This is a genomic window from Rheinheimera baltica (genome assembly GCF_030731985.1).
Classification (GTDB): Bacteria; Pseudomonadota; Gammaproteobacteria; order Enterobacterales; family Alteromonadaceae; genus Alishewanella; species Alishewanella baltica.
The window spans coordinates 34,416-59,754 of record NZ_JAPJDY010000007.1 but is presented as its reverse complement, the minus strand read 5'-3'; the positions used below and the strand labels follow the sequence as shown (position 1 = coordinate 59,754).

General features: G+C 47.2%; 24 protein-coding genes and 1 tRNA gene. 15 read left to right on the top strand and 10 right to left on the bottom strand.

Annotation, left to right across the window (positions count from 1 at the left end; translation table 11 throughout):
• Window positions 1-44 precede the first annotated feature (44 nt).
• Both ORJ00_RS12580 and ORJ00_RS12575 read right to left on the bottom strand, forming a co-directional pair.
• The gene (locus ORJ00_RS12580; protein ID WP_027669374.1) at window positions 45-587 is read right to left on the bottom strand and encodes a DUF1285 domain-containing protein; all 543 of its coding nucleotides are present in this window, start codon (window positions 585-587) and stop codon (window positions 45-47) included.
• 66 nt (window positions 588-653) lie between these two features.
• Window positions 654-729, bottom strand: a tRNA-His gene (locus tag ORJ00_RS12575).
• 162 nt (window positions 730-891) lie between these two features.
• Here ORJ00_RS12575 and ORJ00_RS12570 point away from each other — a divergent pair.
• The 3 genes from ORJ00_RS12570 to ORJ00_RS12560 all read left to right on the top strand — a co-directional run bounded on the left by ORJ00_RS12570 (window position 892) and on the right by ORJ00_RS12560 (window position 4,898).
• Entirely contained in the window at window positions 892-1,716 is an 825-nt protein-coding gene (locus ORJ00_RS12570; RefSeq protein ID WP_305974033.1) for a mechanosensitive ion channel family protein, read from the top strand.
• Window positions 1,717-1,718: 2 nt separating this feature from the next.
• Complete coding sequence (locus ORJ00_RS12565; RefSeq protein WP_306140024.1) at window positions 1,719-2,465, top strand: DUF481 domain-containing protein; 747 nt, start codon at window positions 1,719-1,721, stop codon at window positions 2,463-2,465.
• A 132-nt stretch (window positions 2,466-2,597) separates the two neighbouring features.
• Window positions 2,598-4,898 carry a sensor domain-containing protein gene (locus ORJ00_RS12560; protein ID WP_306140023.1) on the top strand — a complete coding sequence of 767 codons (2,301 nt, stop codon included), beginning with the start codon at window positions 2,598-2,600 and terminating at the stop codon, window positions 4,896-4,898.
• Here the strand turns inward: ORJ00_RS12560 and sbcC are convergent.
• The 3 genes from sbcC to ORJ00_RS12545 all read right to left on the bottom strand — a co-directional run bounded on the left by sbcC (window position 4,891) and on the right by ORJ00_RS12545 (window position 9,747).
• Complete coding sequence (gene sbcC, locus ORJ00_RS12555; protein WP_306140022.1) at window positions 4,891-7,875, bottom strand: exonuclease subunit SbcC; 2,985 nt, start codon at window positions 7,873-7,875, stop codon at window positions 4,891-4,893. The two genes, ORJ00_RS12560 and sbcC, sit on opposite strands and share 8 nt — an antisense overlap.
• On the bottom strand, window positions 7,872-9,089 hold the full coding sequence (gene sbcD / locus ORJ00_RS12550) for an exonuclease subunit SbcD (RefSeq protein ID WP_027669369.1): 1,218 nt from the start codon (window positions 9,087-9,089) through the stop codon (window positions 7,872-7,874). The genes sbcC and sbcD overlap by 4 nt, the downstream gene beginning before the upstream one ends.
• A 118-nt stretch (window positions 9,090-9,207) precedes the next feature.
• Window positions 9,208-9,747 carry a BON domain-containing protein gene (locus ORJ00_RS12545; protein WP_027669368.1) on the bottom strand — a complete coding sequence of 180 codons (540 nt, stop codon included), beginning with the start codon at window positions 9,745-9,747 and terminating at the stop codon, window positions 9,208-9,210.
• Window positions 9,748-10,155: 408 nt separating this feature from the next.
• Between ORJ00_RS12545 and ORJ00_RS12540 the strand changes: the two genes are divergently transcribed.
• On the top strand, window positions 10,156-11,103 hold the full coding sequence (locus tag ORJ00_RS12540) for a sigma-54 interaction domain-containing protein (protein ID WP_306140021.1): 948 nt from the start codon (window positions 10,156-10,158) through the stop codon (window positions 11,101-11,103).
• On the opposite strand, the gene ORJ00_RS12535 is transcribed toward ORJ00_RS12540, so the two are convergent.
• From ORJ00_RS12535 to hslR, 5 genes are all read right to left on the bottom strand, one after another.
• Entirely contained in the window at window positions 11,100-12,743 is a 1,644-nt protein-coding gene (locus tag ORJ00_RS12535) for a diacylglycerol kinase family protein (RefSeq protein ID WP_306140020.1), read from the bottom strand. The two genes, ORJ00_RS12540 and ORJ00_RS12535, sit on opposite strands and share 4 nt — an antisense overlap.
• Window positions 12,744-12,803: 60 nt before the next feature.
• Window positions 12,804-12,998, bottom strand: a complete 195-nt coding sequence (locus tag ORJ00_RS12530; RefSeq protein ID WP_306140019.1) for a hypothetical protein — start codon at window positions 12,996-12,998, stop codon at window positions 12,804-12,806.
• Between the two features lie 29 nt (window positions 12,999-13,027).
• A complete protein-coding gene (locus ORJ00_RS12525; protein ID WP_027669363.1) occupies window positions 13,028-13,204 on the bottom strand; it encodes a DUF1328 family protein in 177 nt (58 codons plus the stop codon).
• A gap of 210 nt (window positions 13,205-13,414) precedes the next feature.
• Complete coding sequence (gene hslO / locus ORJ00_RS12520; protein WP_305974049.1) at window positions 13,415-14,263, bottom strand: Hsp33 family molecular chaperone HslO; 849 nt, start codon at window positions 14,261-14,263, stop codon at window positions 13,415-13,417.
• 11 nt (window positions 14,264-14,274) lie between these two features.
• Complete coding sequence (gene hslR, locus ORJ00_RS12515) at window positions 14,275-14,688, bottom strand: ribosome-associated heat shock protein Hsp15 (protein ID WP_027669361.1); 414 nt, start codon at window positions 14,686-14,688, stop codon at window positions 14,275-14,277.
• Between the two features lie 171 nt (window positions 14,689-14,859).
• Between hslR and gspC the strand changes: the two genes are divergently transcribed.
• From gspC to ORJ00_RS12460, 11 genes are read left to right on the top strand one after another with little or no spacing between them, the layout of a single operon-like run.
• A complete protein-coding gene (gspC, locus tag ORJ00_RS12510; RefSeq protein ID WP_027669360.1) occupies window positions 14,860-15,816 on the top strand; it encodes a type II secretion system protein GspC in 957 nt (318 codons plus the stop codon).
• A gap of 27 nt (window positions 15,817-15,843) precedes the next feature.
• A complete protein-coding gene (gene gspD / locus ORJ00_RS12505) occupies window positions 15,844-17,964 on the top strand; it encodes a type II secretion system secretin GspD (protein ID WP_306126598.1) in 2,121 nt (706 codons plus the stop codon).
• Window positions 17,964-19,472, top strand: a complete 1,509-nt coding sequence (gspE, locus tag ORJ00_RS12500; protein WP_306126599.1) for a type II secretion system ATPase GspE — start codon at window positions 17,964-17,966, stop codon at window positions 19,470-19,472. The genes gspD and gspE overlap by 1 nt, the downstream gene beginning before the upstream one ends.
• On the top strand, window positions 19,472-20,692 hold the full coding sequence (gspF, locus tag ORJ00_RS12495; protein ID WP_027669357.1) for a type II secretion system inner membrane protein GspF: 1,221 nt from the start codon (window positions 19,472-19,474) through the stop codon (window positions 20,690-20,692). Before gspE ends, gspF begins: the two co-directional genes overlap by 1 nt.
• 1 nt (window position 20,693) lies before the next feature.
• Window positions 20,694-21,128, top strand: coding sequence for a type II secretion system major pseudopilin GspG (gspG, locus tag ORJ00_RS12490; RefSeq protein ID WP_027669356.1), 435 nt, complete (start codon window positions 20,694-20,696; stop codon window positions 21,126-21,128).
• Window positions 21,128-21,724: a type II secretion system minor pseudopilin GspH gene (gspH, locus tag ORJ00_RS12485; RefSeq protein ID WP_305974057.1), complete on the top strand. Its 597-nt coding sequence runs from the start codon at window positions 21,128-21,130 to the stop codon at window positions 21,722-21,724. The genes gspG and gspH overlap by 1 nt, the downstream gene beginning before the upstream one ends.
• The gene (gene gspI, locus ORJ00_RS12480; protein WP_027669354.1) at window positions 21,721-22,089 is read left to right on the top strand and encodes a type II secretion system minor pseudopilin GspI; all 369 of its coding nucleotides are present in this window, start codon (window positions 21,721-21,723) and stop codon (window positions 22,087-22,089) included. Before gspH ends, gspI begins: the two co-directional genes overlap by 4 nt.
• Window positions 22,082-22,705, top strand: a complete 624-nt coding sequence (gspJ, locus tag ORJ00_RS12475; RefSeq protein WP_306126600.1) for a type II secretion system minor pseudopilin GspJ — start codon at window positions 22,082-22,084, stop codon at window positions 22,703-22,705. Before gspI ends, gspJ begins: the two co-directional genes overlap by 8 nt.
• Complete coding sequence (gspK, locus tag ORJ00_RS12470) at window positions 22,705-23,688, top strand: type II secretion system minor pseudopilin GspK (RefSeq protein ID WP_305974061.1); 984 nt, start codon at window positions 22,705-22,707, stop codon at window positions 23,686-23,688. Before gspJ ends, gspK begins: the two co-directional genes overlap by 1 nt.
• Window positions 23,685-24,872, top strand: a complete 1,188-nt coding sequence (gene gspL, locus ORJ00_RS12465) for a type II secretion system protein GspL (RefSeq protein ID WP_306126601.1) — start codon at window positions 23,685-23,687, stop codon at window positions 24,870-24,872. The genes gspK and gspL overlap by 4 nt, the downstream gene beginning before the upstream one ends.
• Window positions 24,869-25,339 (top strand): type II secretion system protein M, encoded by a 471-nt coding sequence (locus tag ORJ00_RS12460; RefSeq protein ID WP_306126602.1) that lies wholly within the window; start codon window positions 24,869-24,871, stop codon window positions 25,337-25,339. Before gspL ends, ORJ00_RS12460 begins: the two co-directional genes overlap by 4 nt.

Sequence of the window (25,339 nt, the reverse complement as noted above, 5' to 3'; positions counted from 1 at the left end):
ATCGGCTTGAGATAAAGTGCAGGATATTGCCGACCAGTGTCCCCTCATGTAATAGCTAAGGTATAAGGATAACCAGCACTTTTAAGCTGATAATGTGTCTGTTTGTTGCAGTAAACTGCATGGGTTTGCTCCGCCAGTTGATAGTAGACATTGCGACTTAGTTTCGCTTGTAAGCCACGCCATAGCGTGATGTAGGGCAAAATTTGATGCTGTGGATCAGCTCGTAAACAAATTGGATGCTGCGGGCTTGCAACCAGTTGGTGCTGCAAATTAGTTGTTAATACTAATGCGGGACCATTATCAGTTGTCGACCAGCACCAATCCGTGATCAAAAAAGGCACATCAGCGACAGTAATTCGGACTTTTTCAACCGGAGTTTGCAGAAAATACTCCTCCGATTGTAGCAGCAGTACTGAAGCAAATAGTGCTACTAGTGCAGGGCGCTTAATTTCACTGCCTTGATAGTGCCATTTACCTGCTGCATCAATGTGCAGAGGAATATCGCCACAAAATGGCGGTGTCCAGCTTTCAATTGCAGAAGTGTTGGTGTGTTGCAGTTGATGCTGCAAACTAGCAAGATTGACCATAGTGAAATAACACGGCTGTAGTGAGTAAACACAGTTTAGCAAATGGGTATGATGATGAAAATAAAGTGGGGTGACTGATGGGGCTCGAACCCACGACAACCGGAATCACAATCCGGGGCTCTACCAACTGAGCTACAATCACCGCCGAGGCATTGCATTTTACCCATATTTTCTAGTGGTACCAAGCTTTTTTAGTAACAAAGCGTCTTAGCCAAGGCTGAGTTGTGGTTTTTATGCTCATCTAAGCGGTTGTATGCTATCATTTTGCTGATTTTTTATTACACAATTCGCACAGGAGCGCGCTATGGATAACATTATCCAGTTCTTTCAAGACAACAATGAATTAATATTTGGCTATTTACTTAAGTTCGTGGCTGCCGTTTTCATATTTTATGTCGGCCGCATAGTTGCAAAAGGCATCAAACGCTTAATGGAAAAAGCATTGCTGTCTCGTTCTGTGGATAAAGCGGTCATTTCTTTTGTCGCTGGCATAGTCTACGCCTTGATCATGATTGCTACCGTGCTGATGGCATTGTCGCAAATTGGTGTGCAAACCACGTCTTTTATTGCCATTTTAGGTGCAGCCGGTTTAGCCGTTGGCCTGGCATTACAAGGGTCTTTATCAAATTTCGCTTCAGGTATTTTAATTATTTTATTCCGTCCTTTTAAATCGGGCGATTTTATTGATGCTGGTGGCGTTAGCGGTACCGTTGATAAAATTGAAATTTTTCAAACCATTATGAAAACTCCTGATAATAAAAAGGTGATCATACCTAATGCACAAATCACCGGTAGTGCTATTACCAACTATTCAGCAGAGCCAACCCGCCGCGTTGATTTACTGATTGGTATCAGTTATGACTCTGATCTTCGCAAAGCAAAAGCACTTTTAGAAGACATAGTGAAGCAAGACAGCCGGATACTTGCGACTCCTGCACCTGTCATAGCTGTTGCTGCTTTGGCTGACTCTTCAGTGAATATTCACCTGCGTCCCTGGGTTAATGCTGCAGACTACTGGGCTGTTTATTGGGACACGTTGGAAAAAGTAAAATTAACGTTTGATGAGCAAGGTATTGGTATTCCATTTCCACAAATGGATTTACACATTAAGAAAGATACGCAGGAGTAAACATGAAATATTATTCAGTGCTGGCAGCCGCTGTTATAGCCAGTTTGCAGGTGCAGGCTGACGATGTGGCAGGCACCGATAAGGTCTGGACCACCTCAGCTGAGCTTGGTGCCATCACCACGTCAGGCAATACTGCCGGTACCTCTGTTACTGGCAAAATTGATGCAAAACAAGAGTTACAACATTGGAGTAACCAGTATATTTTCAGTGCCTATTTTAAAGAGGATGAAAAGACTGATGACAATGGTAATAAAGTTAATGAAAGGTCGGCAGAGCAGTTTATGGTCTCTGCCAAGGCAGCTTATAAGTTAGATGATGAGTTCGATAAGTTGTTTACTTTTGCCTCGTATACTGACGATAAGTTTGGTGCTTACACCAAATACACCACGTTAGCTGTGGGTTATGGCACCCGAATTTATAATGCGGAAGACAAGTCATTGGATGTCGAAGTGGGTCCGGGTTACTTTAGTGGTGAACGTTCAACAGGGGAAACTGAAAAAGGTATCATCGCGCGTGGTGCTGCGGTTTTTAACTGGACTATTAGTGAAGCGGCAAGTTTTGCGCAAACGCTTAGTGTTGAGTACGGTGAAGACAATACACGTACACTCGCCGAGACGTCATTATTAGCTAAGATTAACGGCTCCCTACAGATGAAAGCGGCATTTCGGATACAAAGTGACTCTGAGGTACCTATGGGTAAAAAGCGCACAGATACACAAACATCCTTAACCCTAGTGTATTCTTTCTAACGTTTAAAGAAGCCTGCGATTCGCAGGCTTCTTACTAAATACCTTGTTATTAGTGATATAAGTTGGCTTGAAGCATATTTACGCTATGCTTTGATTATTACGTATTCAACCATCACAAATTACGCAGCCGCCATGATACCCATCCGGAGCCACAGTTGGCATTATTTACTGCAACATCCGTTATGCGGAGCGTTGCTTTATTTCCTGCTGGGACTATTTTGGATTAGCAGTAGCGACCACTTACTAGACTGGTTGGTTTCGGATCGTGATACGTTAATAAAGTACCAGAGCTATAAAGGCTACTTTTATGTCGGTTTGACCGCATTTTTTGCCTGGTTTTTACTACGACAAAAGCGTTCTTTTGTGCATTCTTTGAATCAATCTGAGCGAGCATTTGCGGATACCTTTACTCATGCTGCCATCGGTATTGCGCATGTTTCGTTGAGTGGTCAGTTTCTTCGTGCTAACAAAGTGTTGTGTCAGATGCTGGGGTACAGTGAAGCTGAGCTGTTGCTATTGAACTTTCAGCAGTTAACATACCCTGGCGATCTGGCAATGGACGTTATGGAATTGCAACGATTACAAGGGGGTGAAATAAATAATTACGATATTGAGAAACGCTACCTATGCAAAGATGGTCGAATATTATGGACGCGGTTATCTGTTGCCTTATTTACTTCGCCTGGCCAATGTTACTTTATTTCAGTTATTCAAGATATTAGCGAGCAAAAGCATACGCAGCAGCAACTAGCGCAAAGTGAGCTGCGGTTTCGAACATTGCTAGACAATACGCCGCAGATAGCAGTGCAAGGTTATTATGCCGATGGCTCAACATTTTATTGGAATAAAGCCAGTGAACAGATATACGGCTACACCAAGGAAGAAGCGATAGGCAAGAATCTTCTTGAATTAATCATTCCTTCCTACATGCAGGAACAAGTGTCTCAGGCGATGTTACATATGGCTGATACGGGCATATCCGTATCGTCGGAAGAGCTAGTGTTACGCCGAAAAGATGGTTCTTTGGTGCCGGTTTTTTCCGGGCATGCAGTGGTGAAATTGCCTGATACAGAAGCGCAGATTTTTTGTATAGATGTCGATTTGACCGAGCGTAAGAAGCAGGCCGCGAAATTGGCATTTTTATCTGATTTTGATGCTGTTACTCAATTGCCGAATCGGCAACACTTTAATCAATCTATTAGTAATGCGATTGAGCAGGCAGCTCAGCACAAGACACAATGTGCGCTGTTGTTGATGGACTTGGATAACTTTAAAGATATTAACGACAGCTTTGGTCACAGTGCAGGAGATGAGTTGTTGATGCAGGTCAGTCAACGCTTGCAGGCCTGCTGTGCACCGGAGCATACCCTTGCCCGTCTTGGTGGTGACGAGTTTGGCGTGCTGGTGCAATCGGTGCAATCAACCAATGAGGTCACCGCGCTGGCAGAGTTATTGATGCAACAGCTACAATCGCCATTTCTGCTGGCAAATGGCAGTGAAATTATCACAGCACTATCGGTTGGTATTAGCCTTTATCCTGACCATGCCAGTAGTGCAGAGGATTTGATCCGCGCAGCGGATGTCGCTATGTACAAAGTAAAAAGTGAAGGTCGTAACCATGTTGCGGTGTATACCGATGACCTTACCGCGCAGGCTCGGCAGCGGGTGTTGCTGGAAACACGTTTACGCAGTGCGTTAAAACTGGATAAATTGGAGTGCTATTACCAGCCTCAACTTGATGTGCTTAGCGGCAAGATTATCGGTGCTGAGGTTTTATTACGTTGGCATGACGCTGAGTATGGTTTTATCGCTCCTTCGGTATTTATACCCATAGCGGAGAGTTGCGGCCTTATACATGCGTTGGGTAAATGGGTGTTACAACGCAGCTGCCAGCAATTACGACAGTGGTTAGATCAAGGTATCCCGCCATTTAGTCTGGCGGTTAATGTGTCAGCACAACAGTTTAATAAAGACCAGTTATTAGATGAACTGAAACAAGTGCTGGCAGAAAGTGCTGTACCGGCAGAGTTGCTTGAACTGGAGGTAACTGAAAGTGCGTTAATGATTGATGAGGCAAAAGTTGTCGCCACTATGCACCAAATTAAAGCTATGGGCATTAGGCTGGCAATTGATGACTTTGGCACCGGTTATTCTTCATTGTCATATCTTAAACGTTTGCCGCTGGACGTGCTGAAAATAGATCGACGTTTCGTGGAACACATTCCGCAAGCCATTGACGACCAGCAGATTGCCAGTGCGATTATTGCTCTGGCGCATACTATGAACTTCAAAGTGTTAGCAGAAGGTGTTGAGACAGCCGAGCAACTGGCTTTTTTACGTGAGCAAGGCTGCAACTACTACCAGGGTTTTTATTTTAGTAAACCGCTACCAGCACAGGAGTTTATTGCCTTGCTTCTATCGCAGCCTAACTGACTACCTTAATTTGGCTGTAGCCTAACCCTTGTTGCTTCTCTACTTTTATTTGCACGCTGATACGCTGTTTTAATGCCTCAACATGGCTAATGATACCAATCATTTTGCCGCGCGCATTGAGGTTATCCAGTGCACCTAAAGCGCTATCTAAGGTGTCGGCGTCCAGAGTGCCGAAACCTTCATCGAGAAACAGTGAGTCGATACGGGTTTTACTACTCACCAAATCCGATAACGCCAGCGCTAACGCCAGGCTAACCAGAAAGCTTTCGCCACCAGACAAGGTTTTAGTGTCACGCGCACTATCGGCTTGCCAGGTATCGAGCACCACTAGCTCCAGTTCAGCGCTGCTATGTCGTGCCAGCTGATAACGGTTATGTAGTACCGCCAATTGCTGGTTGGCTAATACGATTAGCTGTTGCAGCGTTAATCCCTGCGCAAAACGGCGGTAACGGGCACCATCTGCAGAACCAATCAGGCTGTTTAACCGTTGCCACAGCTCAAATTGCTGTTGGCGCTGAGCGATATCTTGCAACAGTTGCTGCTGCCCTTTGCGTCGCAATGTGTCACTGCTGAGCTGTTGCTGCAGCTGCCCTTGCTCTGTGTGCAGTTGTTGTACGGCTTGTTCAAGCTGCTTTACGGTCTGAGTAATTTCTGTCACAGACATTGAGCTAAGCTTTTGTTGTGTTAACTGCTCTAAGCGTTGTATCCAGTCAGTATGCAACCGCTTTGCTTCTATTTCGGCTTGCTGCAGTCGTTGTTGTAAGTGTTGAATTGCCTGAAGTTCATCGTCGCTAAGTAATGCGGCCTTGAACGTTGTCTCGTCAGCAAATTCACTTTGAGCTAACGCTTGCTGCCAATGTTGCCCGGCGTGTTGTGCTGTGGTTGTTAGCTGTTGCTGCTGGCGCTGTAACACTTGCTGCTGTCCTTGCCATTGCTGTATCTGCTGCTGTAGTTGCTGCAGTTGTTCAGTTAACACGGCGATATCTTGCCCGGGCTTTTGCGCATGGGGGGCGGCTTGCTGCATGGCTTGCCATTGCTGCTGCCAGCTATGCAGTTGTTGTGTTAAGTCGTCATGTTGCTCTTGTAAGCGTTGTATCTGTTGTTGCACGGTTTGTTGCTGATAGGCATTTTCTGTCTGTTGCTGCGCAAGTGTATGCAGCTGCTCTTTTTGTTGCTGCAGTTGTTGCTGACTGTGTTCAAGCTGCTGTAATTGAGAGTCTGTTGCGGCGAGTTCCTTTTGAACTTGCTGCAATGTTGCCGCGACAGCGGCTGAAGGCTCTTCATGCAACAGTCGTTCAATGTCGGTATTTATCTCCGCCAATTCGAGCTGTTGCTGTGTCAGTTGCTGCTGCAATTGCTCGCGCTGGGCGTGTAAAGCAGACTGTTGCTGCTTTAGCGTTTCCCCTTGCTGCTGAGTTTGTTGCAGTTCTACTTCTTTTTGCTGCAGTTGTTGCTCTGTCGCGGAGCTGCTTAGCTGTTGATACTGTGCTACTGCCGGGTGTTGAGTGGCGCCACACAAAGGACAGGGTTGCTCTGGTTGTAAATGTGCCCGATGCTCAGATAGCTGCATAATAAGCTGCTGCTGTTTTAACAACTGCTTTTTATCGCTAATGTGTTCTTGCAGCGCTTTGTAATGTTGGCGCAGAGTGAGTAATTGCAAGCTTAGTGGTGCCAGAGCCTGCTCGGTCTGTTGCAGCTGTTGCTGCAATGAATTGTGTTTTTGCTGCCACTTTTGTTGTAACTGCAGTTGCTGCTGCAAGTGTTGTAATTTGAACTGTCGGTCACGCCGTTGCTGTTGGTGTTGGCGTAACTGTGTCAGGTCGGTGTCACCCAGTTGCGTAATAAGCAACTGTTGTTGTGCTTGTCGTTGTTGTTGTTCTTTTGCTAAATCAGCATCTTGTTGTTTAAGATTTTGTTGTTCGGCTTTTTTCTGCTCTGTTTGGCTAAGATTATGCTGCTGTTGTTGCTTTATATGAAGTATGCCTTGCCATAATAACGTCGCCTGTTGCAAAGACGCGTTGTGTAACTTTTGCTCTATGGCAGACTGCTCTTGCTGGCATTGTTGCTGTTGGCTAAGCGCTATCTGCAGTGCATTGTGCAGTGGCGCAAGTTTGCTGGCAGGCTGCCAGGCGGCTAATTTTGCCAACTCCGTCTGATGCGCTGCGCTGGTAGCCTTTGTCGTTTCAAGCTGCTGTGCCGCTTGCTGACACGCTAGTTCGGCATGCTCAAGTTGTTCGCGCCAGTTAAGTATTTTTCGCTGTTCTGCCAATGCTTGTTGTTGCGCAGTAAGGGTGCTCTGCAGTGCAGTGAGCGTGGTATTAAGCTGTTGTTGTTGTTCGTCAGTGAGTAATTCAACGGCTGAAGCTCGGGCTTGCATTAATTCCAGCTGATTTTTTTGCTCACGACAATCAATAAATACCTGCGCCGAAATCCGGCCATATATATCGGTGCCGGTAAGTTCTTCTAACAATTCTGCCCGTTCATTGGCATCGGCATTTAAAAATGCCGCAAAACCACCCTGAGCCAAAAGCATTGATTTGGTGAACCGGCCAAAATCCAGCCCGGTGATTTCGGCAACTAAACGTAGCTTGTCACTGGTTTTATCGGCCAATATGCTGCCATCCAGTTTGGCCAGTTCCGTTTTGGCCGCTTGCAGATTGCCATCACTTTGGCCGCGCGCGCGGCGCTGGCTCCAAAACGCGCGATAACCAACACCGGCCACTTCAAACTCTACTTCAGCCAGGCATTCACTGGTATTGCGTGTCATCAGTTCATTGCTGGTAGGAGACGTTTTTAACCTGGGAGTTTGGTGATAAAGCGCCAGACAAATTGCATCTAATAGGGTTGTTTTACCTGCACCAGTAGGGCCGGTAATCGCAAAAAGGTTGGTGTCATTAAAAGGCGGCAGGCGAAAGTCTATAAGCCATTCACCGCGTAAGGAGTTGAGATTTTGCAGCCTGACCGACAAAATTTTCACTCTGCATGCTCCATTTTTGCCAGGATCTGTTGATGTAACGCTGTTAGCTGCTGCTGTTGCTGTTCAGTTAGCTGCTCTGTCGCTAGTCTGGCCTGCCAAACCTGTTGCGGGGTTAACTCCGCCAGACTGGTGTATGAGGCATCAGCAAACCCATTGCCCTGGTTGGTACGTTGGCGGCGCAGGCGTAACAACTCTACCGGCAAATCTTGCAATTGTGTTTCAACACGTTGCTGCAAGTCGGTAAGATAGGCATCCGTTTCGGCAATAACCAACTCCAGCCATAATATTTGCTCAGCGGTAATGTCACTCAGTGCTTGCTGTACTTGCGTGGTGATAGTATCGAGAGTGGTTTTAATGCTGATAAGTGGTTGAAAGCAGGGAATAGGCAGGCTGGATACCGTTTTGCCGTCGACGGCAAATTCTATTAGCCACGCCTGCTTTTGCTGGCGTGCTTCATCGAAACTAAGCGCAATGGGCGAGCCGCTATAGCGAATATCAGTATTAGCATTGATGCGCTGACTCTGATGAATATGCCCCAGTGCAATGTAGTCAGCCGGTGGAAAAGCATCAGCCGGGAAAGCTTCGAGTGTACCGATATAAATATCACGAACCGACTCTGAACGGCTGACACCCAAAGTGGTTAGATGGCCGGTCATTACGATGGGAAGCTCCAGCTTATGTTCAGTATTGTACTGCTGTGCCAGAGCAAATAACTGCTGATAGTGCGCCGCAATAGCCTGTTGCAAACTGCGTTGTTTATCCCCTGCGCTTTGCCCCGCCTGGCTTTGTAGCATGTCTCTGGCACGCAAAAAGGGCACCGCACATAATAGCGCTGCCGGTTGTTGTTTTCTGTTGTGTAGTACCAGTAATTGCTCATTTAGCTTGCTACTGCTACTGGCAATGACTTGCGTGTTGAGGCACTGTAGAAGGTTTTTACTTTCGTTTAATACCGCTGCAGCATCATGGTTGCCGGCTAAAATAATAAGCTGACATTGGCTACTTTGAAGCTCAACAATAAACTGATTATAAATTTCCCGGGCATAACTTGGTGGCGTGGCGGTGTCGAAAATATCCCCGGCAACAACAATGGCGTCAATCTGACGTGTTGTCACTTCGTTGGCAAGCCAGCGCAGGAAAGCCTTATGTTCTGTTGCACGGCTGCGGCCCATAAAATTTTGGCCCAGGTGCCAATCTGACGTGTGCAAAATGCGCATAATGAAAGGTTGCCACTAACTAACTTTGCGCAAAGCATACCGGATAGCAGCAACTAGCAAAAGGCCGATCTGGCCCTAAAGGGGCAGATCGGCCTTGACGATCCAGACGGCAGAATATTTATTCAGCAACGTCCAGTTTGTTGACGACGCGATTAACATCATCGGTATTTTTGGCGATGGCTGCAGCCAAATCTTTTTCTGCCGCAGAATCCACTTTACCTTGCAAGGTCACTACACCATCTTTTGCATCCACGTTTATAGCAGTACCACTAACTTCTGCTTCAAACAGTAAGCGGGTTTTAACCACGGTTGCGATTTTGGCATCTTTTAGCGCGCTGGTTTTGCTATTATCAGCGTTTTTTGCATGGTTTTTCACCGTTAGTTTGTTGTCAACTGAGCTAACACCATCCAGGTTTTCCAGTAATTCTTCCGCTAACGCTTTGTCAACGTCACTCTCTACTACACCTGTCAGAGTTATGGTGCCATTTTGTACGTCGGTGTTAATGTCAAAAGAATTCAGATTGCCGTTTAACAGCAAGGTGGTTTCGGCTTTACCGTCAATCCACGCATCTTTGGCGCTGTCTTGCCAGTCGTTTGCTGTTACTGCTGTTGTGGTTAACGCCAGAGTCATTATCGTTGCTAACGTTGTACGTTTCATATTGTCGCTCCTTTGTTGTAAGACGAAATAACTAATGCTAATTCAATGCCAGTTTTTATCTTTATGTTTTTAAAGAGAATAATATTTGCATTCATTTTATGTTAATTTTTTGTTTGTATATTTTTCCCGTCTACCGGTAAAACTTTCAGTCGTGCAGGTAATTGGTCGCAGGCTATTTGTAATGCTGCAGTAAGATGCGCCAAGCTAATTTTGGCGCTATAGCTGCGCATTAATAAGGTAAGCTGTTTTAACGCACTAAGTTGTTTTTGTAACAGGCTGTAAAGTTCAAATAAGGCAAGCGGTTGTGCAGTCTCTGTGGTTAACGTTGTATGTTGATGTTGATACCAGAGCTGTACTGCAATCAGTTCTGCCTGTAAAACGCAACAGCAGGTTAAAGCCAATAACAGTATGTTAGATCAATTTGGCCTGCTGGTGGGCTCATCCCGATCGATGCTTAAACTTTACCGTACCTTGCGTAAGGTGGCGGTAACCGAAGCAAATATCTTGATCGTAGGCGAAATTGGTGCCGGCAAGGAGTTGGTTGCAAATACAGTGCATTTAGCCAGTTACCGTGCAGAACAGCCTTTTATTGCTATTAATTGCGGCGCACTTAGCCCGGAGTTAGTTGACAGTGAGTTATTTGGCCATACCAAAGGCGCATTTACCGGTGCGCTGCGGGATCATCAGGGGGTGTTTGCCCAGGCAGAAGGTGGCACGTTATTTCTCGATGAGGTTACAGAGATGCCGATTGAGCAACAGGTTAAGCTGTTGCGTGTGTTAGAAAGCGGTGAGTATAGGCCGGTAGGCAGTGATAAATGTCGACAAGCTAATGTGCGGATTGTGGCGGCAACCAACCGGGATCCACAACAGGCTATTAGTGATGGGCTACTGCGGGAAGACCTGTATTTTCGTTTGGCACAGTTTCCGGTTGTTGTGCCGCCGCTGCGTGACCGTAATGACGATATTGTCGGCTTGGCGCAACACTTTCTTGCCTATCGCAATGCTCAGGAACAGCAACAAAAACAGCTATCAACGGCAACGCTACAGCTGATAGCAGAGCATCGCTGGCCGGGTAATGTGCGGGAGTTAAAGCATGCTGTTGAACGGGCCTATATTTTGGCAGACAAAATGATCGAACCAGATCATTTGTTGCTGGAGATGGCGCTGGCAGATACAACAGAAACCGAGTTGAACGAGGTCCCTGCCGGTGTGCCGCTGGAACAGCTGGAAAAAGCCGCTATATTAAATACCCTTGAGCAGAATGCCGGTAATAAAACAGACAGCGCACAGCAATTGGGCATCAGTGTTAAAACACTGTATAACAAATTGGAAAAATACCAGCAGACCGAGCCTTAAGCAACGTGTTCCTTTTCTTCTACGTCTGCCAACATCACATTTAAAGACGCGGGCGCAATAGTAATATCTAAACGACTATCGCTGTATAGCTCACCGTCAATAACATAGTGTAATGCTTGTTGGTCCTTTCGGCGGATTTGTATTCGGCGGGCCTGACAATGTTGGCTGGCGGCATTCAGGCTAACGCCAGTTAACCCTGCCAGTGCCAGCTCTGTCAGGCTAAGCAAGCTGTTGTCATTGCTGCCGCTGGTTAACCAGGTGACATCCAGCATACCATCTGCGAGGTTAGGTGCTCCGCGCCCTTGTGCGAGCACAGTGGTAAGCGGGGCAGCATTAGCAACCACCAGGCTGCCGGTATTTAGCAGTTGTTCATCCTGTTGATCAAACTGAACCAGCAAGGTTTGAATATGGTTGGCCTGTACTGCTTGCCACAACCCGTTTAGGTAAGCCAGCTGACCAAGCTGGTTTTTGCTGTCTCTGTCAGCAGCCGCAATCATTTGCTGCTCAAAGCCAACACCGGCCAACAGCAACATCAACTTATTATTACAGCGGGCAGTATCTATGGCGCGACTTTGGCCATCGATGATGTTTAAACAGGCTGAATGCACTGGCAGTAATTTCGCTTTCAGCCCCCACAGCGCATGGCTGAGAGCATTGGTTGTGCCTAATGGAATAATGCCCAGCCGAACGTTGCTGCCGGTTAATACTGACGCGACTTCTGTCACTGTACCGTCACCCCCGCAGGCAATAACCAACTGGCAACCGGCTTGCAACGCTTGTTGGGCCAGCGCTTCTGCGGTGCAGTCTTTACTGGTAGTGTGAATGCTAAGCTGCAGAAAAGGCGATAATAAGCTGACAATTTCAGATTCTGCCGCGGCCCATTTCCCACCGCCAGAAACCGGATTAGCAATTAACCACACCGGTTTTGGCGGTTGGTTTTCAAAGTTGTTAGCAAATTGGCGCAATGTTGAAAGCTGGCGCTTGTTAAGCCGCGCCGTATGGCGAATTTGCTTTATAAGCGCCACGGCTTGTTCAGCGTTGCGGCTATTGTGCCGGCTAAGTAAAAAGGCGGCTAATACTAAAACCGAGCGGCCACGGCCTAAGGCGCAATGTACCAGTACTGTTCGTCCTGCTGCTCGCTGTTTTTGCAGCCATTCTACCGCTTGTTTTAACTGTTTGGTTGTTGGGCTGGCATGATCTAACACCGGGATGTTCAGGTAATACATATCGGGTAACTGAGTTAGTTGATCCAGAGCGGCAAACTCTGCAGTCACATCCAGCACGGCGGTTATGCGTTGATGCTGCAGGCGGTCCATATCGGTGGCCGTTAAACGCGCGCCTAAATATAGCCCCTGACTTACCTGTTGTATTGATGGCACAGTGTCAAAGCGTCTGGCGAGTTTGTTATATAGTCCTGCCCCAAGTAAAAAGGGTATAAATAACCAGCGACTGAACCAAGGCAGGCTGCCATCATGCCTTTTTCTAAATATTGTTGCGGTATTAAACCAATAGGCAGAACTCACTACAGCTAAAGACAAGGCGGTCCAAGCGAATAGTAGCTTTAACAGCAAAGAAGGTATCAGCCAGCTGGCAGTGGCACTGAGCAGTGCCAGTAAGGTGTAAACTGAGGCTTGAATCATATCAGAAATGGCTCCAGGGAATTAAGGTGGTAACAACACTTGATTGTTACCACCTACAAATCAGCAGTCTTTGTCTTTAGCATCTGCCTTATCTTTTACATCTTCACATAAATCTTCAACTTTGTCGCCAGCATCGGTTACTACTTCGTCGATGGTTTCGCCAGCTTCTTCAGCGTGATTATCTTCACAGGCCATCACGAACAGTGCCAGCATTGTTACAATAGCTAATCGAGCAATTACGTTGGTCAATGTCATAGAAATTTTCCTCTTTGTGTTTTTTGAAATTACAGTTTGGGCGTTTTACCGCGCAGCGCGTTTACCAGTAATGAAATAACGAGTAACACGATAAAAATAAAAAAAATAATTTTTGCTATACCTGCTGCTGCACCTGCGATGCCTCCAAACCCCAGTACGCCAGCGATCAGTGCAATAATTAAAAATGTTGCAGCCCAGCCCAGCATAATGTTCTCCTTAGTGCGGTTACGCACAGATAGTTAATATCACTTATTCGGTTAAGCGAAAGGTGTGCCAAAATCTCTGAACTAATTTAACTTGTTGTATTTTAACTTATTTTTTGTGTGGGAGAGTGCGGTGAGGAATTTGTAGGGCTTTGAAATGAGAAAGAGTTACCGACATATCGGTAACTCTTTCATAATTACAGCCGGGGCAGGTTACAATTGCTGCAATAGGGTTGTTAAGTCGGCACTATCAAAATGATAGGTGCTATTACAGTATTCGCAGCTTATGTCTAACTTGCCCTCAGCAATGTGTTCGTTAATTATGTCTTTACCCAAGCTAACTATGGCTGAGCTACATTTTTCTCTGGAACAACCACAAACAAAACTGACCGTTTGCGGAGTAAACAGCTCAACTTCTTCCTGATGGAAAAGACGATACAGTAGCTGTTCGGCTTCAAGGTTAATCATTTCGTCTTGCGTTAGCGTGTCTGCCAAAATTACCAGCTCGTCAAAATCGGCTTTGGCTTTTTGCTGGTCTACCGGTAATACCTGCAACATAAAACCCGCTGCGCGGCATTGCTCTGAATGAAAATCGGTATACAAATACAAACGCGTAGGTAGTTGCTCAGATTGGGCAAAGTAGGCTTCTAGTGTGCTGGTTAAGCTGTCGCCACTTAATGGAATTATACCCTGATAGCGCTCACCTTGTTGCGGTGTAATGGTTACTAATAAGTAACCTTCGCCGATTAGTTCACGAAAACTGGTACCAGAGATTTCGGCTTGCATCCGCACCACGCCGCGAAACTGCTGCGCATTGGTACCGTTAACGGCAGCAAACTTTACCGGGCCATCACCTTGAATTTGTAAGGCAATATCGCCCTCAAATTTTAGCGTTGCAGTAAGTAAACTGGTTGCGGCAACCAGTTCAGCTAACAGCTGCTTTACGGGTAATGGATAATCGTGATGCAGTAACATCTGGTCGAGGCTGGATGACAACTGTACCAGCTCGCCGCGTACGTTTTTGTGCTGAAATAAAAATCGATATAAATTATCTACATTCATGCTGTTCTCTATTACTGCTGCGATTTTAACAAGAGTAGTTTACGCCGCTCTTTTTTGTCAGGTTTGGTGTCGGGGTGCGGTGCAAACAGGCTATTAGTCTTTCTCAGTTCCGCTCTTTTTAACCGCTGTTCTATGCTATCGGCAGTCTCTTCGTACAACGCTTGTGCCAGTGGCGCGGCTAAGCGCTTTTCCGATAATGCTAACACAGTGACAATTTTTTCATCTGTTCCCTGGGTTAATCTAACCATTGCTCCAGGTTCTACTGTTCGACTGGCTTTGCAGCGCTGGCCATTATAATGTACTTTACCGCCTTCGATCATCTCTTTCGCCAAAGCGCGGGTTTTATAAAAGCGGCAAGCCCATAGCCATTTATCTAACCGTAACGTTGGGCTGTTAGATTGCGATGATGATTTTACTGACGACATAATATATAACTGCGGTTGTCGAACTAAGACCGCTATTATAGGGCCAAAGCAGGTAATTTGGCGTGAAAGTCAAAAAAAAGTTGGTTAATACCTTGTAAAATGTTTGGCCACGCTTGTTGGTTGACAGACAACTGGGTAAGATAATTTATTCTCATAAAATAGAAGTGCGCAATGAAGTCGTTATTAAACACGCAGCAATTGACCAAGCAACTGCAGAAAGTGCCATTAAACCGGGTGCAGCAAGCGCTGAATTTGGTGTTGGTTATTATACTGGCATGGTTGCTGGCGCGTTTAAGCTGGCAAGTGTTGCCGCAGCCTGCATCAATGACTCTGCCACCAGCCATGACCCCAATGGCGAAAGCAAATAATCGTAATAACGTAGAGCTGACGGCTTTAACCGGTTTTGCGCTATTTGGTAAAGCCTCCGCTGAGGCAGAGAAAAAAGAAGTGGTACCGGTTATTACTGAGGCACCTAAGACGCAACTCAACGTAAAACTAACGGGCTTAGTGGCTGTGGCTGCAGATCCGGATCAAGGCAGTGCCATTATTGAAAGCCGTGGAATTGAATCTACTTATGCGGTTAATGACAAAATAGACGGTACTAATGCAGTTCTAAAGCAGGTGTTGTCAGACCGGGTGTTATTACAACAAGCCGGTCGTTATGAAACCTTGATGCTTGACGGTATGGAGTATACCAAAATAGCCCAAGCCAACGCCGGTTTAGGCCGCGCTGACGAACCTTATAACGAAGAGCCGGTGCAACAAGATATGGCTCCCGCTGCAGAACCAATGGAAATGCAGCCGTTGCAAGTGAGTGAGCAATTTGAGGCGGCGCGCGAAGAGCTGATGGCGGAGCCAATGAAGTTTTTCGACTATATCCGGGTGTCGCCTTATCGCGCCAACGGCCAGTTGGCGGGTTACCGGTTGATGCCAGGGAAAGATCCCAGCTTGTTTACGCAAATGGGGCTGCAGGCAAATGATTTAGCGGTAGAAATAAACGGTATAGCATTGAACGATATGCAGCAGGCAATGAGCGTAATTAATGAATTACGTGATGCTAAAGAAGCCGCTATTAAAATAGAACGCGATGGTGAGATCAGAGATATTCTGGTAAGCCTGTCACAATAAATAATAAAACTAATTGGTTATTCACTAATGAAATCAGGGCAATCTTCTTTTTTCTCCCGCCGCTCACTGGCCAGTATGCTGGTGGCCGCTGCACTTACCGCAATTATTCCCGCTGCCTCTGTGGTAGCGCAGGAAGAGGTAATGTATTCGCCGAATTTTAAAGGCACCGACATAAATGAGTTTATCAATATTGTTGGTATGAACCTGAAAAAAACCATTATTGTTGACCCACAGGTACGTGGGCGTATTAACGTACGCAGCTATGAAATGCTCAACGAGCAACAGTATTACCAGTTCTTTCTCAACGTGCTTGAAGTGTATAGCTTCGCCGTGGTTGAAATGGAAAATGGCATATTAAAAGTAGTGCGCAATAAAGACGCCAAAACCAGCAATATTCCGGTTGTAACAGATGAAGCTCCGGGCCAGGGTGACGAAATGGTGACCCGGGTGGTACAGGTTCGCAACGTATCTGTACGTGAGCTAGCGCCATTGCTGCGCCAGTTTAGCAACCAGGCTGGTGGTGGCCATGTCGTGCACTATGACCCGTCTAATGTGATTATGATGACCGGCCCGGCGGCAGTGGTAAACCGCTTAGTGGATATTATTCAGCGTGTTGACAAAGCCGGCGATCAGGAGCTGGAGATTGTAAAATTACAGTTTGCTTCAGCGCCGGAAATTGTGCGTATTTTGGAAAGCATTTATAAAAGCCAGGGCCGTGGTGACCAACCCGACTTTTTGGTGCCAAGAATTGTGGCCGATGATCGCACTAACAGTGTAATTGTCAGCGGCGAGTTACAAGCCCGTCAGCGTGTAATAGAACTGGCAAAACGGCTGGATTCGGAACTGCAAACCAGCGGCAATACCCGGGTGTTTTATCTAAAGTATGCCAAAGCCGAAGAACTGGTACAGGTATTAAAAGGCGTTAGTGAATCTATTGTAGCTGAAGTGCAAGGGGCTACAGGTGCGGCCGGTGCTCAAGGTGGTCGTGGTGCTGCCGCTAATCAGGGCCGGGCTATTAGTATTGAAGCGCACGCTGACAGCAACTCGCTGGTGATCACCGCCCAACCCGATATGATGCGTTCTTTAGAAGAAGTGCTGCGTCAGCTGGATATTCGCCGTGCCCAGGTATTGGTAGAAGCGATTATTGTTGAGGTATTTGAAGGTGACGGCACCGACTTTGGCGTGCAGTGGCTAAATGCCAACGGTGGCGGCACTAATTTTAGCAATGGCAATACCATACCGATTATCAGTGTTGCCGGTGGTGCGGCGGTAGCTTCACAAATCACTAAGGGAACAACAAACGTGTCAGTGATTGATGGTACTACTGTGACCAATACCACACCTGACTCAAACCGCGATTATTCAGTATTGGCACAAGTGCTTAGTGGGTTAAACGGCGCCATGCTCGGTTTTTACAAAGGTGATTGGGCAGCCATTGTACAAGCAGTGCGCACCAGTACTAATTCCAACGTGCTGGCCACGCCACATATTACTACCATGGATAATCAGGAAGCGTTCTTTTTGGTAGGTCAGGAAGTGCCTGTGATTACCGGCTCTACGACTGGTGCCAATAACACTAACCCGTTTCAGCAGGTGCAGCGCCAGGAAGTGGGTATTAAGCTCAAAGTAACACCGCAAATTAACGAAGGCACCGCGATGCAATTAACCATCGAACAGGAAGTGTCCAGCATTGGCGGTGCGACAGCGGTGGATATCACCATTAACAAGCGTGAATTAAAAACCACGGTGATGGTAGATGATGGTGCCACAGTAGTGCTGGGCGGCTTAATTGATGAAGACGTACAGGAAAGTGAGTCTAAGGTACCACTTTTGGGTGACATTCCAATCCTGGGGCATTTATTTAAATCGACCAGTGTCACTAAACAAAAGCGCAATTTAATGGTGTTTATTAAAGCCACAATATTGAAGGAAGGCTCGGCTCTTTCCGGTATCTCAAAAACCAAATACAACCATATTCGTGCCGAGCAGTTAAAACGGCAGGAAGAAGGTATTCGCTTAATGCCGACGACAGATCAGGTTGTATTGCCAGAATGGGACGACTCACTGTCATTACCACCTACTTTCGAAGAGTATATTAACAAGCAACAACCGGCCGAGGTTGGCACTGACGAAGGGAAGCAAGATTAATGGATGCGCTGGAAGCCGAACAGGTTAAGCCTGCTAGCAGCCGTATCCGCTTGCCTTTTGGTTTTGCGAAACGTCACGGCGTGTTGCTGCAACAACAGTCGCATGGCTGGCAGTTATATATTCATACTGCTACGGCACCCGCCGCGGTGCTTGAGGTGCGGCGGATGTTGGCCGAGCCGTTTCAGATAGCGCGGTTGTCGGCCGTTGAATTTGAAGCCATGCTTGAAGCCAGTTACCAGCGCGACTCGTCTGAAGCACAACAGCTAATGGAAGATATTGGTAACGAAGTTAATCTGGCTTCATTAGCAGACGATATTCAGGAAAGCGAAGACTTACTGGAAAACGAAGATGACGCGCCCATTATTAAGCTTATTAACGCTATGTTGGGTGAAGCTATAAAGCTGGGTGCGTCTGATATTCATGTCGAAACCTTTGAAAAAGCCTTGATTGTGCGGTTTCGGGTAGACGGGATCTTGCGGGAAGTGCTGCGGCCGAACCGGCGTTTGTCCAGCTTACTGGTATCACGTATTAAAGTTATGGCCAAGCTGGATATTGCTGAAAAACGGGTACCTCAGGATGGTCGTATTAGCTTGCGAATAGCTGGCCGTGCTGTGGACGTGAGGGTGTCGACGATGCCGTCAAGCCATGGCGAACGCGTTGTTTTGCGCTTATTGGACAAAAACAACTCGCACCTTAACCTGGTCGACTTAGGCATGACCGGGTCAGTTCAGGAAGCCTTTTCACAACTGATATTAAAGCCACACGGTATTATTTTGGTTACCGGCCCTACCGGTTCGGGTAAAAGTACTACCTTGTATGCTGGTTTAACCGAAATTAACACCAAAGATCGCAATATTCTTACCGTTGAAGACCCCATTGAATACGAGCTGGAAGGTATAGGCCAAACCCAGGTAAATACCAAAGTGAGTATGACCTTTGCCCGTGGTTTACGTGCCATATTACGCCAAGACCCGGACGTGGTGATGGTGGGCGAGATACGCGATCTTGAAACCGCACAAATTGCCGTACAGGCCAGTTTAACCGGCCACTTAGTATTATCTACGTTACACACCAATACTGCCGCTGGCGCGATTACCCGATTAGAAGATATGGGTGTGGAAGCGTTTTTACTGTCGTCCAGTTTATTGGGCGTGCTGGCGCAGCGCTTGGTACGTACGTTATGTCCACATTGTAAAGCGGCGCACGAGCCAGATAAAGAAGAGCGTAATCTGCTTGGTGTTGCGAAAAAAGAAGGCGTTATCATTTATCGTGCTGTTGGCTGCGAGCACTGCAACCAAACCGGTTACCGTGGCCGCACCGGTATCCATGAATTATTAATGGTTGATGAGCACATTCGTGAGCTTATCCATAATGGCAAAGGCGAGCAGGCGATTGAGAAGTACGTGCGCCAACACAGCCCGAGTATCCGTAGTGACGGCTTTAGTAAGGTGCTAAACGGCGAGACCACGCTGGAAGAAGTACTTCGTGTTACGCGTGAGGACTTGTAGTGGCAGCGTTTGAGTATCAGGCACTAGACGCCAGAGGCAAATCCAGTAAAGGGGTGCTTGAAGCGGACAATGCGCGCCACGCCCGGGCTTTACTGCGGGAACAAAAACTCACACCGGTGAGTGTTGCGGTGGCGTCACAGCAGGAAAAAATGCTCGCTTCCGGTAAGCAGTGGTTTAAAGCGTCAATATCGGCGTCTGAGCTGGCATTACTAACCCGACAGTTAGCTACGCTGGTTGAAGCAGCTTTGCCAATAGAAAGCGCCTTGCTCGCGGTAGCAGAGCAATGCGACAAGCCCCGGCTGAAAAATATGGTTATGACAGTGCGGTCCAAAGTGGTTGAGGGCTACAGCTTAGCTGAAGGCCTGGCTGAGTTTCCGCATGTGTTTGATCACCTGTTTCGCTCCATGGTGGCGGCGGGAGAAAAATCGGGGCATTTGGATCAGGTGTTAAACCGGCTGGCGGACTACACCGAGCAACGTCAGCATATGCGTAATCAAATTCTGATGGCGTCAATTTACCCGGTGGTTATGGTGGTGGTTGCGGTAGCGATTATTGCGGTTCTGCTGTCGTTTGTGGTGCCTAAAATTACCGAGCAGTTTGAATACATGGGGCAGCAGTTGCCCGCATTAACCCGATTTATGATTGGCGCCAGCGAATTCGTACAAAGTTACGGCTTAGCGCTAGTTGTCGGCATTGCGTTGGCCATAATTGGTTGGAAACGTTTATTACAGCGGCCACAAATCAGACTGAACTATGACAGACGCTTGCTGAAGGTGAAGGTGATTGGACGCATTGTATCCAGCATTAACACTGCCCGCTTTGCCCGCACCTTAAGCATACTCAATGCCAGTGGTGTACCGCTGTTAGAGGCCATGCGTATTAGTGCAGACGTGTTAGATAATACCTATATGAAGCAAAGCGTTGCTGATGCAACCGCGCGGGTGCGCGAGGGTACATCGCTGAAAAATGCCTTAGAACAAACCAAGCTGTTTCCGCCAATGATGCTGCATATGATTGCCAGCGGCGAGAAAAGCGGACAGCTTGATACCATGCTGGAACGCGCGGCCAATACACTGGACCGTGAGTTTGAAATGACCATGACTGTATCGTTGGAAATATTTAAACCTGCAGTAGTAATTATCCTCGCTGCGATGGTGTTTATGATTGTACTGTCCATCCTGCTGCCGATACTTGCATTAAATAATATGATAGGAAGATAACATGAAAAAATCCGCTGGTTTTACCTTACTTGAAGTCATGGTGGTCATTGTCATACTGGGCATTATTGCCAGTATGGTGGTACCTAATTTGCTAGGCAATAAAGAAGTTGCTGACCAGCAAAAAGCCATGGTTGATATTCAGCAGTTAGAAAGCACTCTGGATATGTATAAGCTACGTAATGGCTTTTACCCTACCACAGAGCAGGGTTTGTCAGCTCTGGTTACTGCACCAACGTCTCAGCCGACGCCACGTATTTTTCCAGAGGGCGGTTTTATCAAACGCTTGCCAAAAGATCCTTGGGGTGAAGACTATATTCTGGTGAGCCCGGGTCAGTTGGGCCAAATCGATATTTTAAGCAAGGGCCCTGACCGGGTTGCTGGCAGCGATGACGATATTGGCAACTGGACAACGACAGACGATAACGCGAACCGTTAATGAATACCCGGCAAGTCCAACGTCAGCAAGTACTAGGCTTTACCTTGTTGGAGCTGATGTTAGTCATACTATTAATTGGTTTGCTTGCCAGTGTTGTGGTAATTAACTTTGCCGGAGAGTCGCGTAAAGAGCGACTTGACGACGAAGCTGCACGGTTCCAACAGTTGTTTCACTTTGCCGCAGAAACGGCAATGCTAAAACAGCAAGAGTGGGGGCTGTATGTCATGCCGGATAGGTACGGCTTTTTGTATTACAGTAACAACGATGCTAAGTGGCTGGAAGCAACAGAGCCGCGCGGTTTACAGCAGCATATATTGCCTGAAGATATCACTATTTCGCTTGAATTAGAGGGGCTACCCGGTGCCGACACAAATTTACTTAGCCAGCTAGATTGGGTGCTGGACGACCAGGATGAAACTGATGAGGAAAGTGAAATCCCGGTGTTACCTCAAGTGTTCGTGTTGTCTTCGGGTGAAATTAGCCCGTTTCAGCTGTTATTTACCGAAAAGTCGGAGTTAACGCCGCTGTACAGTAGTGTAAGTACCGAGTTTGCTATCCCGTTAACACGCACCTTGGCCGCAGAGCAATTGCCATGAAACAACGCGGATTTACCTTACTGGAGTTACTGGTGGCGCTGGCGATATTTGCCACTGCAGGCATGGCCATTATGCAAACTAGCTCTGCCCATATTCGACATTTAACCCAGTTAGAAGAATTAACCTTAGCCAGTTACATTGCATCCAATCAAATGCAACTGGCCATGATAGATGATGAATGGCCAGGCAAAGATAAATCGCAAGGCCAGGTAGAAATGGCAAATCGCAAATGGATTTGGCAACAACAAATTAGCAAACTGACGGATGACGATCTTCGTCTTGTCGAAATTAGCGTAAGTTTGGCTGAGCAGCCGACACAAGTGCTATACCAACTGCAAAGTTATAAAGGGCGACCCAGTGGTTAAGCGGCAGCGTGGTTTTACCTTTATTGAAATGCTGCTAGCGGCGGCTATTTTTGCCATGGTGGGTATGGCTTCGGTAGCCGTGCTTAGCAGTGTTACCCAAAGTGACGCCTTGTCGGTAGAAGCGACTGAGCGTTTGGTGCAGTTGCAAAGATCGATGCTGATGTTAGAACGTGATTTTATGCAGATAAGTGTTCGGCATGTGCGTATTGACGGTGAGGCACCGTCTAAGTTTCGCTTATATGGTGAAAAGTTTTTGTTGGAAAGTGAAGATCACGGTGTGAGCTTTACGCGTCAGGGGTGGCGCAACCCGGGGATGATTTTGCCGCGTAGTGAAATTCAGACCGTCGCTTACCGCTTACAAGAGGGTAATTTGCAGCGGCTCTTTACTTTATATCCTGATGCCGTAACTGGCACTGAGCCTAAAGTACAAATGCTGTTAAATGGCCTGACAGGCTTTGAAATACAGTACTTAAAAGGCGAAGAATGGTTGGAACGCTGGCAAGACAGCAACTTCCCCAAAGCGGTGCGTATTACCCTAACCGATGAGTACCTTGGTCGGTTAGAGCGGGTATTTATATTGCCTGATGGCGCAGTAGCAAATACGGGGGGCCGATAATGCCTTGTCGTCAGCGTGGCGTGGCGCTAGTCGCTGTGTTGATGGTGATAGCCATCATTGTAGTGATTGCAGTCAGTATGACGGGGCGTTTGCAATTGCAGTTGCAGCGTCAGCAAAATGTGCAGCAGCAGCAGCAAGCATTTTGGTATGCCATGGGCGCAGAGCAATTTGCCCGGGTATTATTAGCCCGTGCTCTGGCTGGGCAGGAAACGGTTAATTTGTCGCAGGACTGGGCATTAGAAGGTGCAACATTCCCGGTTGAAAACGGCACTATTGCTGGCGACATCCGTGATTTACGTAGCTGCTTTAATATTAATGCGCTGCAAAATACCGCGCCAGATAATGGTGGTCGGGCAGAGCAAAGTGCGGCGCAAAAAGCGTTTCAACGGTTATTGGAGTTAAAAGCCGGTGAATTGACCATGCCCGCTGAGTATCTCACATCACGCATTGGTGATTGGTTGGATGAAGACAGCTTGCTAAGTGGTGCAGGTAGTGCTGAAGAAGACGACTATGCCTCGTTGTTATTTCCGTACTATAGTGCCAACGGTTTAATGGCCAGTGTGTCGGAGTTACGGGTTATCCTGGATATGACGCCGGCAGATTATCAGTTATTGCTGCCTTTTGTTTGCGTTGTGCCGGAGGACGGTCAGTTGTTGCTTAATGTTAATACCTTAACGGCAGATACCGCGGTATTGTTGGCGGCGTTAATTCCTGAACTTACAGAGCAAAGTGCGCAAGAGATTATAGCGGATAGACCAGAGCAAGGATTTGGGACAGTCGATGAGCTGTTTGCTTTACCAGCACTAGCAGGAATGACGGTTGAGGACGATGTAAAAAACATGCTGACAGTAAAATCTGACAGTTTTCAACTTACGGCCACCGCGGCTTATCTGGAAAGTGGTTTCATATTAACGTCGGTACTTAAAATAAATGATAATAATCAGGTTAGCGTATTGGCGCGGCGATTTGGAGGCCAGGGGTGAGTGAGCAATTGGTGATCCGGTTAGGTAGCCGGGCAGAGCAAAGTATTAGCTGGCTAGTGTGGGCCAGCCATAATCAGGAAATCATCGCCAGTGGCGAGTTGTCAGGCGCTGAGCAGTTAGCTGAGCTTGCTGATAGGCTGGGTAAGCGGCCGGTTGTCGCCTTGGTGCCGGCGTCCGACGTTGTGTTGAAGTTGGTTAATTTGCCCGCTAAGCCAAACCGGCAACTGCTGCAGGCATTACCCTATATGCTCGAGGAAGATCAGGCTGAAGACATTGAGCATTTGTTTTTGGCCTTGGGTAAGGTTGAATTGCACGATGGGCATTACCGTCAGCAGGTTGCAGTATGCCAGCAGCAACGCCTGGAAAACTGGCTGACATGGTTAAAGGACGCAGGTTTTAGCGTTAGCCGCATGATACCTGACGCCTTATTGTTACCAGAACAGCAGCTGCCAGCCTGTATTCAATTGCAAGACCAGTGGTTGATTAAACAAAGTAGCTGGCAGGTATCCGCCATTGAAGCCAGTTGGTGGGGTGATTATTTACAGCTCGCCGCGCTGCCGGTACTAACCAGTTACAGCCCTTGGCCAGAAGAGCTGATGCAAAGCCATCAGTTGGCAGAGCCTGAATTACCCTTGGCACTGCTGTCCAGCCAACTACCACACAATGATTTCAACATGCTACAAGGTGAGTACAAACCTAAACGTCAGGTTAGTACACAAACGCAAATGTGGCGTAGCACAGCGGCAATAGCGGGTGTATGTTTTGGCGTATATTTATTACAGCTTGGCTTAGGCAACTGGCAACTGAGTAAACAAAGTGACGCCTTGCAACAGCAAAGTTTAGCGGTATATCAGCAAGCATTTCCTAATGAGCGTATTGTCAATTTAAAGCTGCAATTGCAACAGAAACTGGCAGCGGCAGGTGGCGATGATGAGCAGGGGTTTTTGCTGTTGTTACAAAGCTTACAACAACAGCTAGCGACAGTACCTGACGTCAGTCTGGAAAGCTTGCGCTATGATGGCAAGCGTTCAGAATTGCGCTTTCAGGCTAAGGCCGATGGCTTTCAAAGTTTTGAAAAACTGAAAAACGCGTTGGAATCCGCTGGGTTTAGCGTTGACCAGGGTGCGCTTAGTAATGATGGCGGCAAAGTGCAGGGTAGTGTCGCTATGCGGGGCAAAGTATGAAACAACAAATTATAAGCTGGTGGTCCGGTTTACAGCAGCGTGAGCAACAGTTGGTTGCCATAGCCGCAGCGGTGGTGACTATTGGTATGTTTTATTGGTTGATTTGGCAGCCGTTGCATCAGTCAAAAGTGACACAGCAGCAGAACGTCCAGCTTGCTCAGCGCCAGCTTAGCCTGTTGCAGCAGGCGTTACCTCAGTTACAGGCTGCTGGTAGTGCAACAATACAGCGCAGTGGAAGTTTGTCTCAGGTGGTAAGCACCAGTGCGCGTAACTTTGGTATAAATGTAAGCCGGATGCAGCCGCAGAATGAACAGCTAACCTTGGTGCTGGACGACATGCGCTTTGACCAGTTGTTGGGCTGGTTACATGCGCTACAGTATCAGCATGGTGTGAAATTGCAGAATCTAGATATAGCAACGGCAGATGATCCAGGCATCGTGCGGGTGCGTCGTATGGTAGTGGAGTAA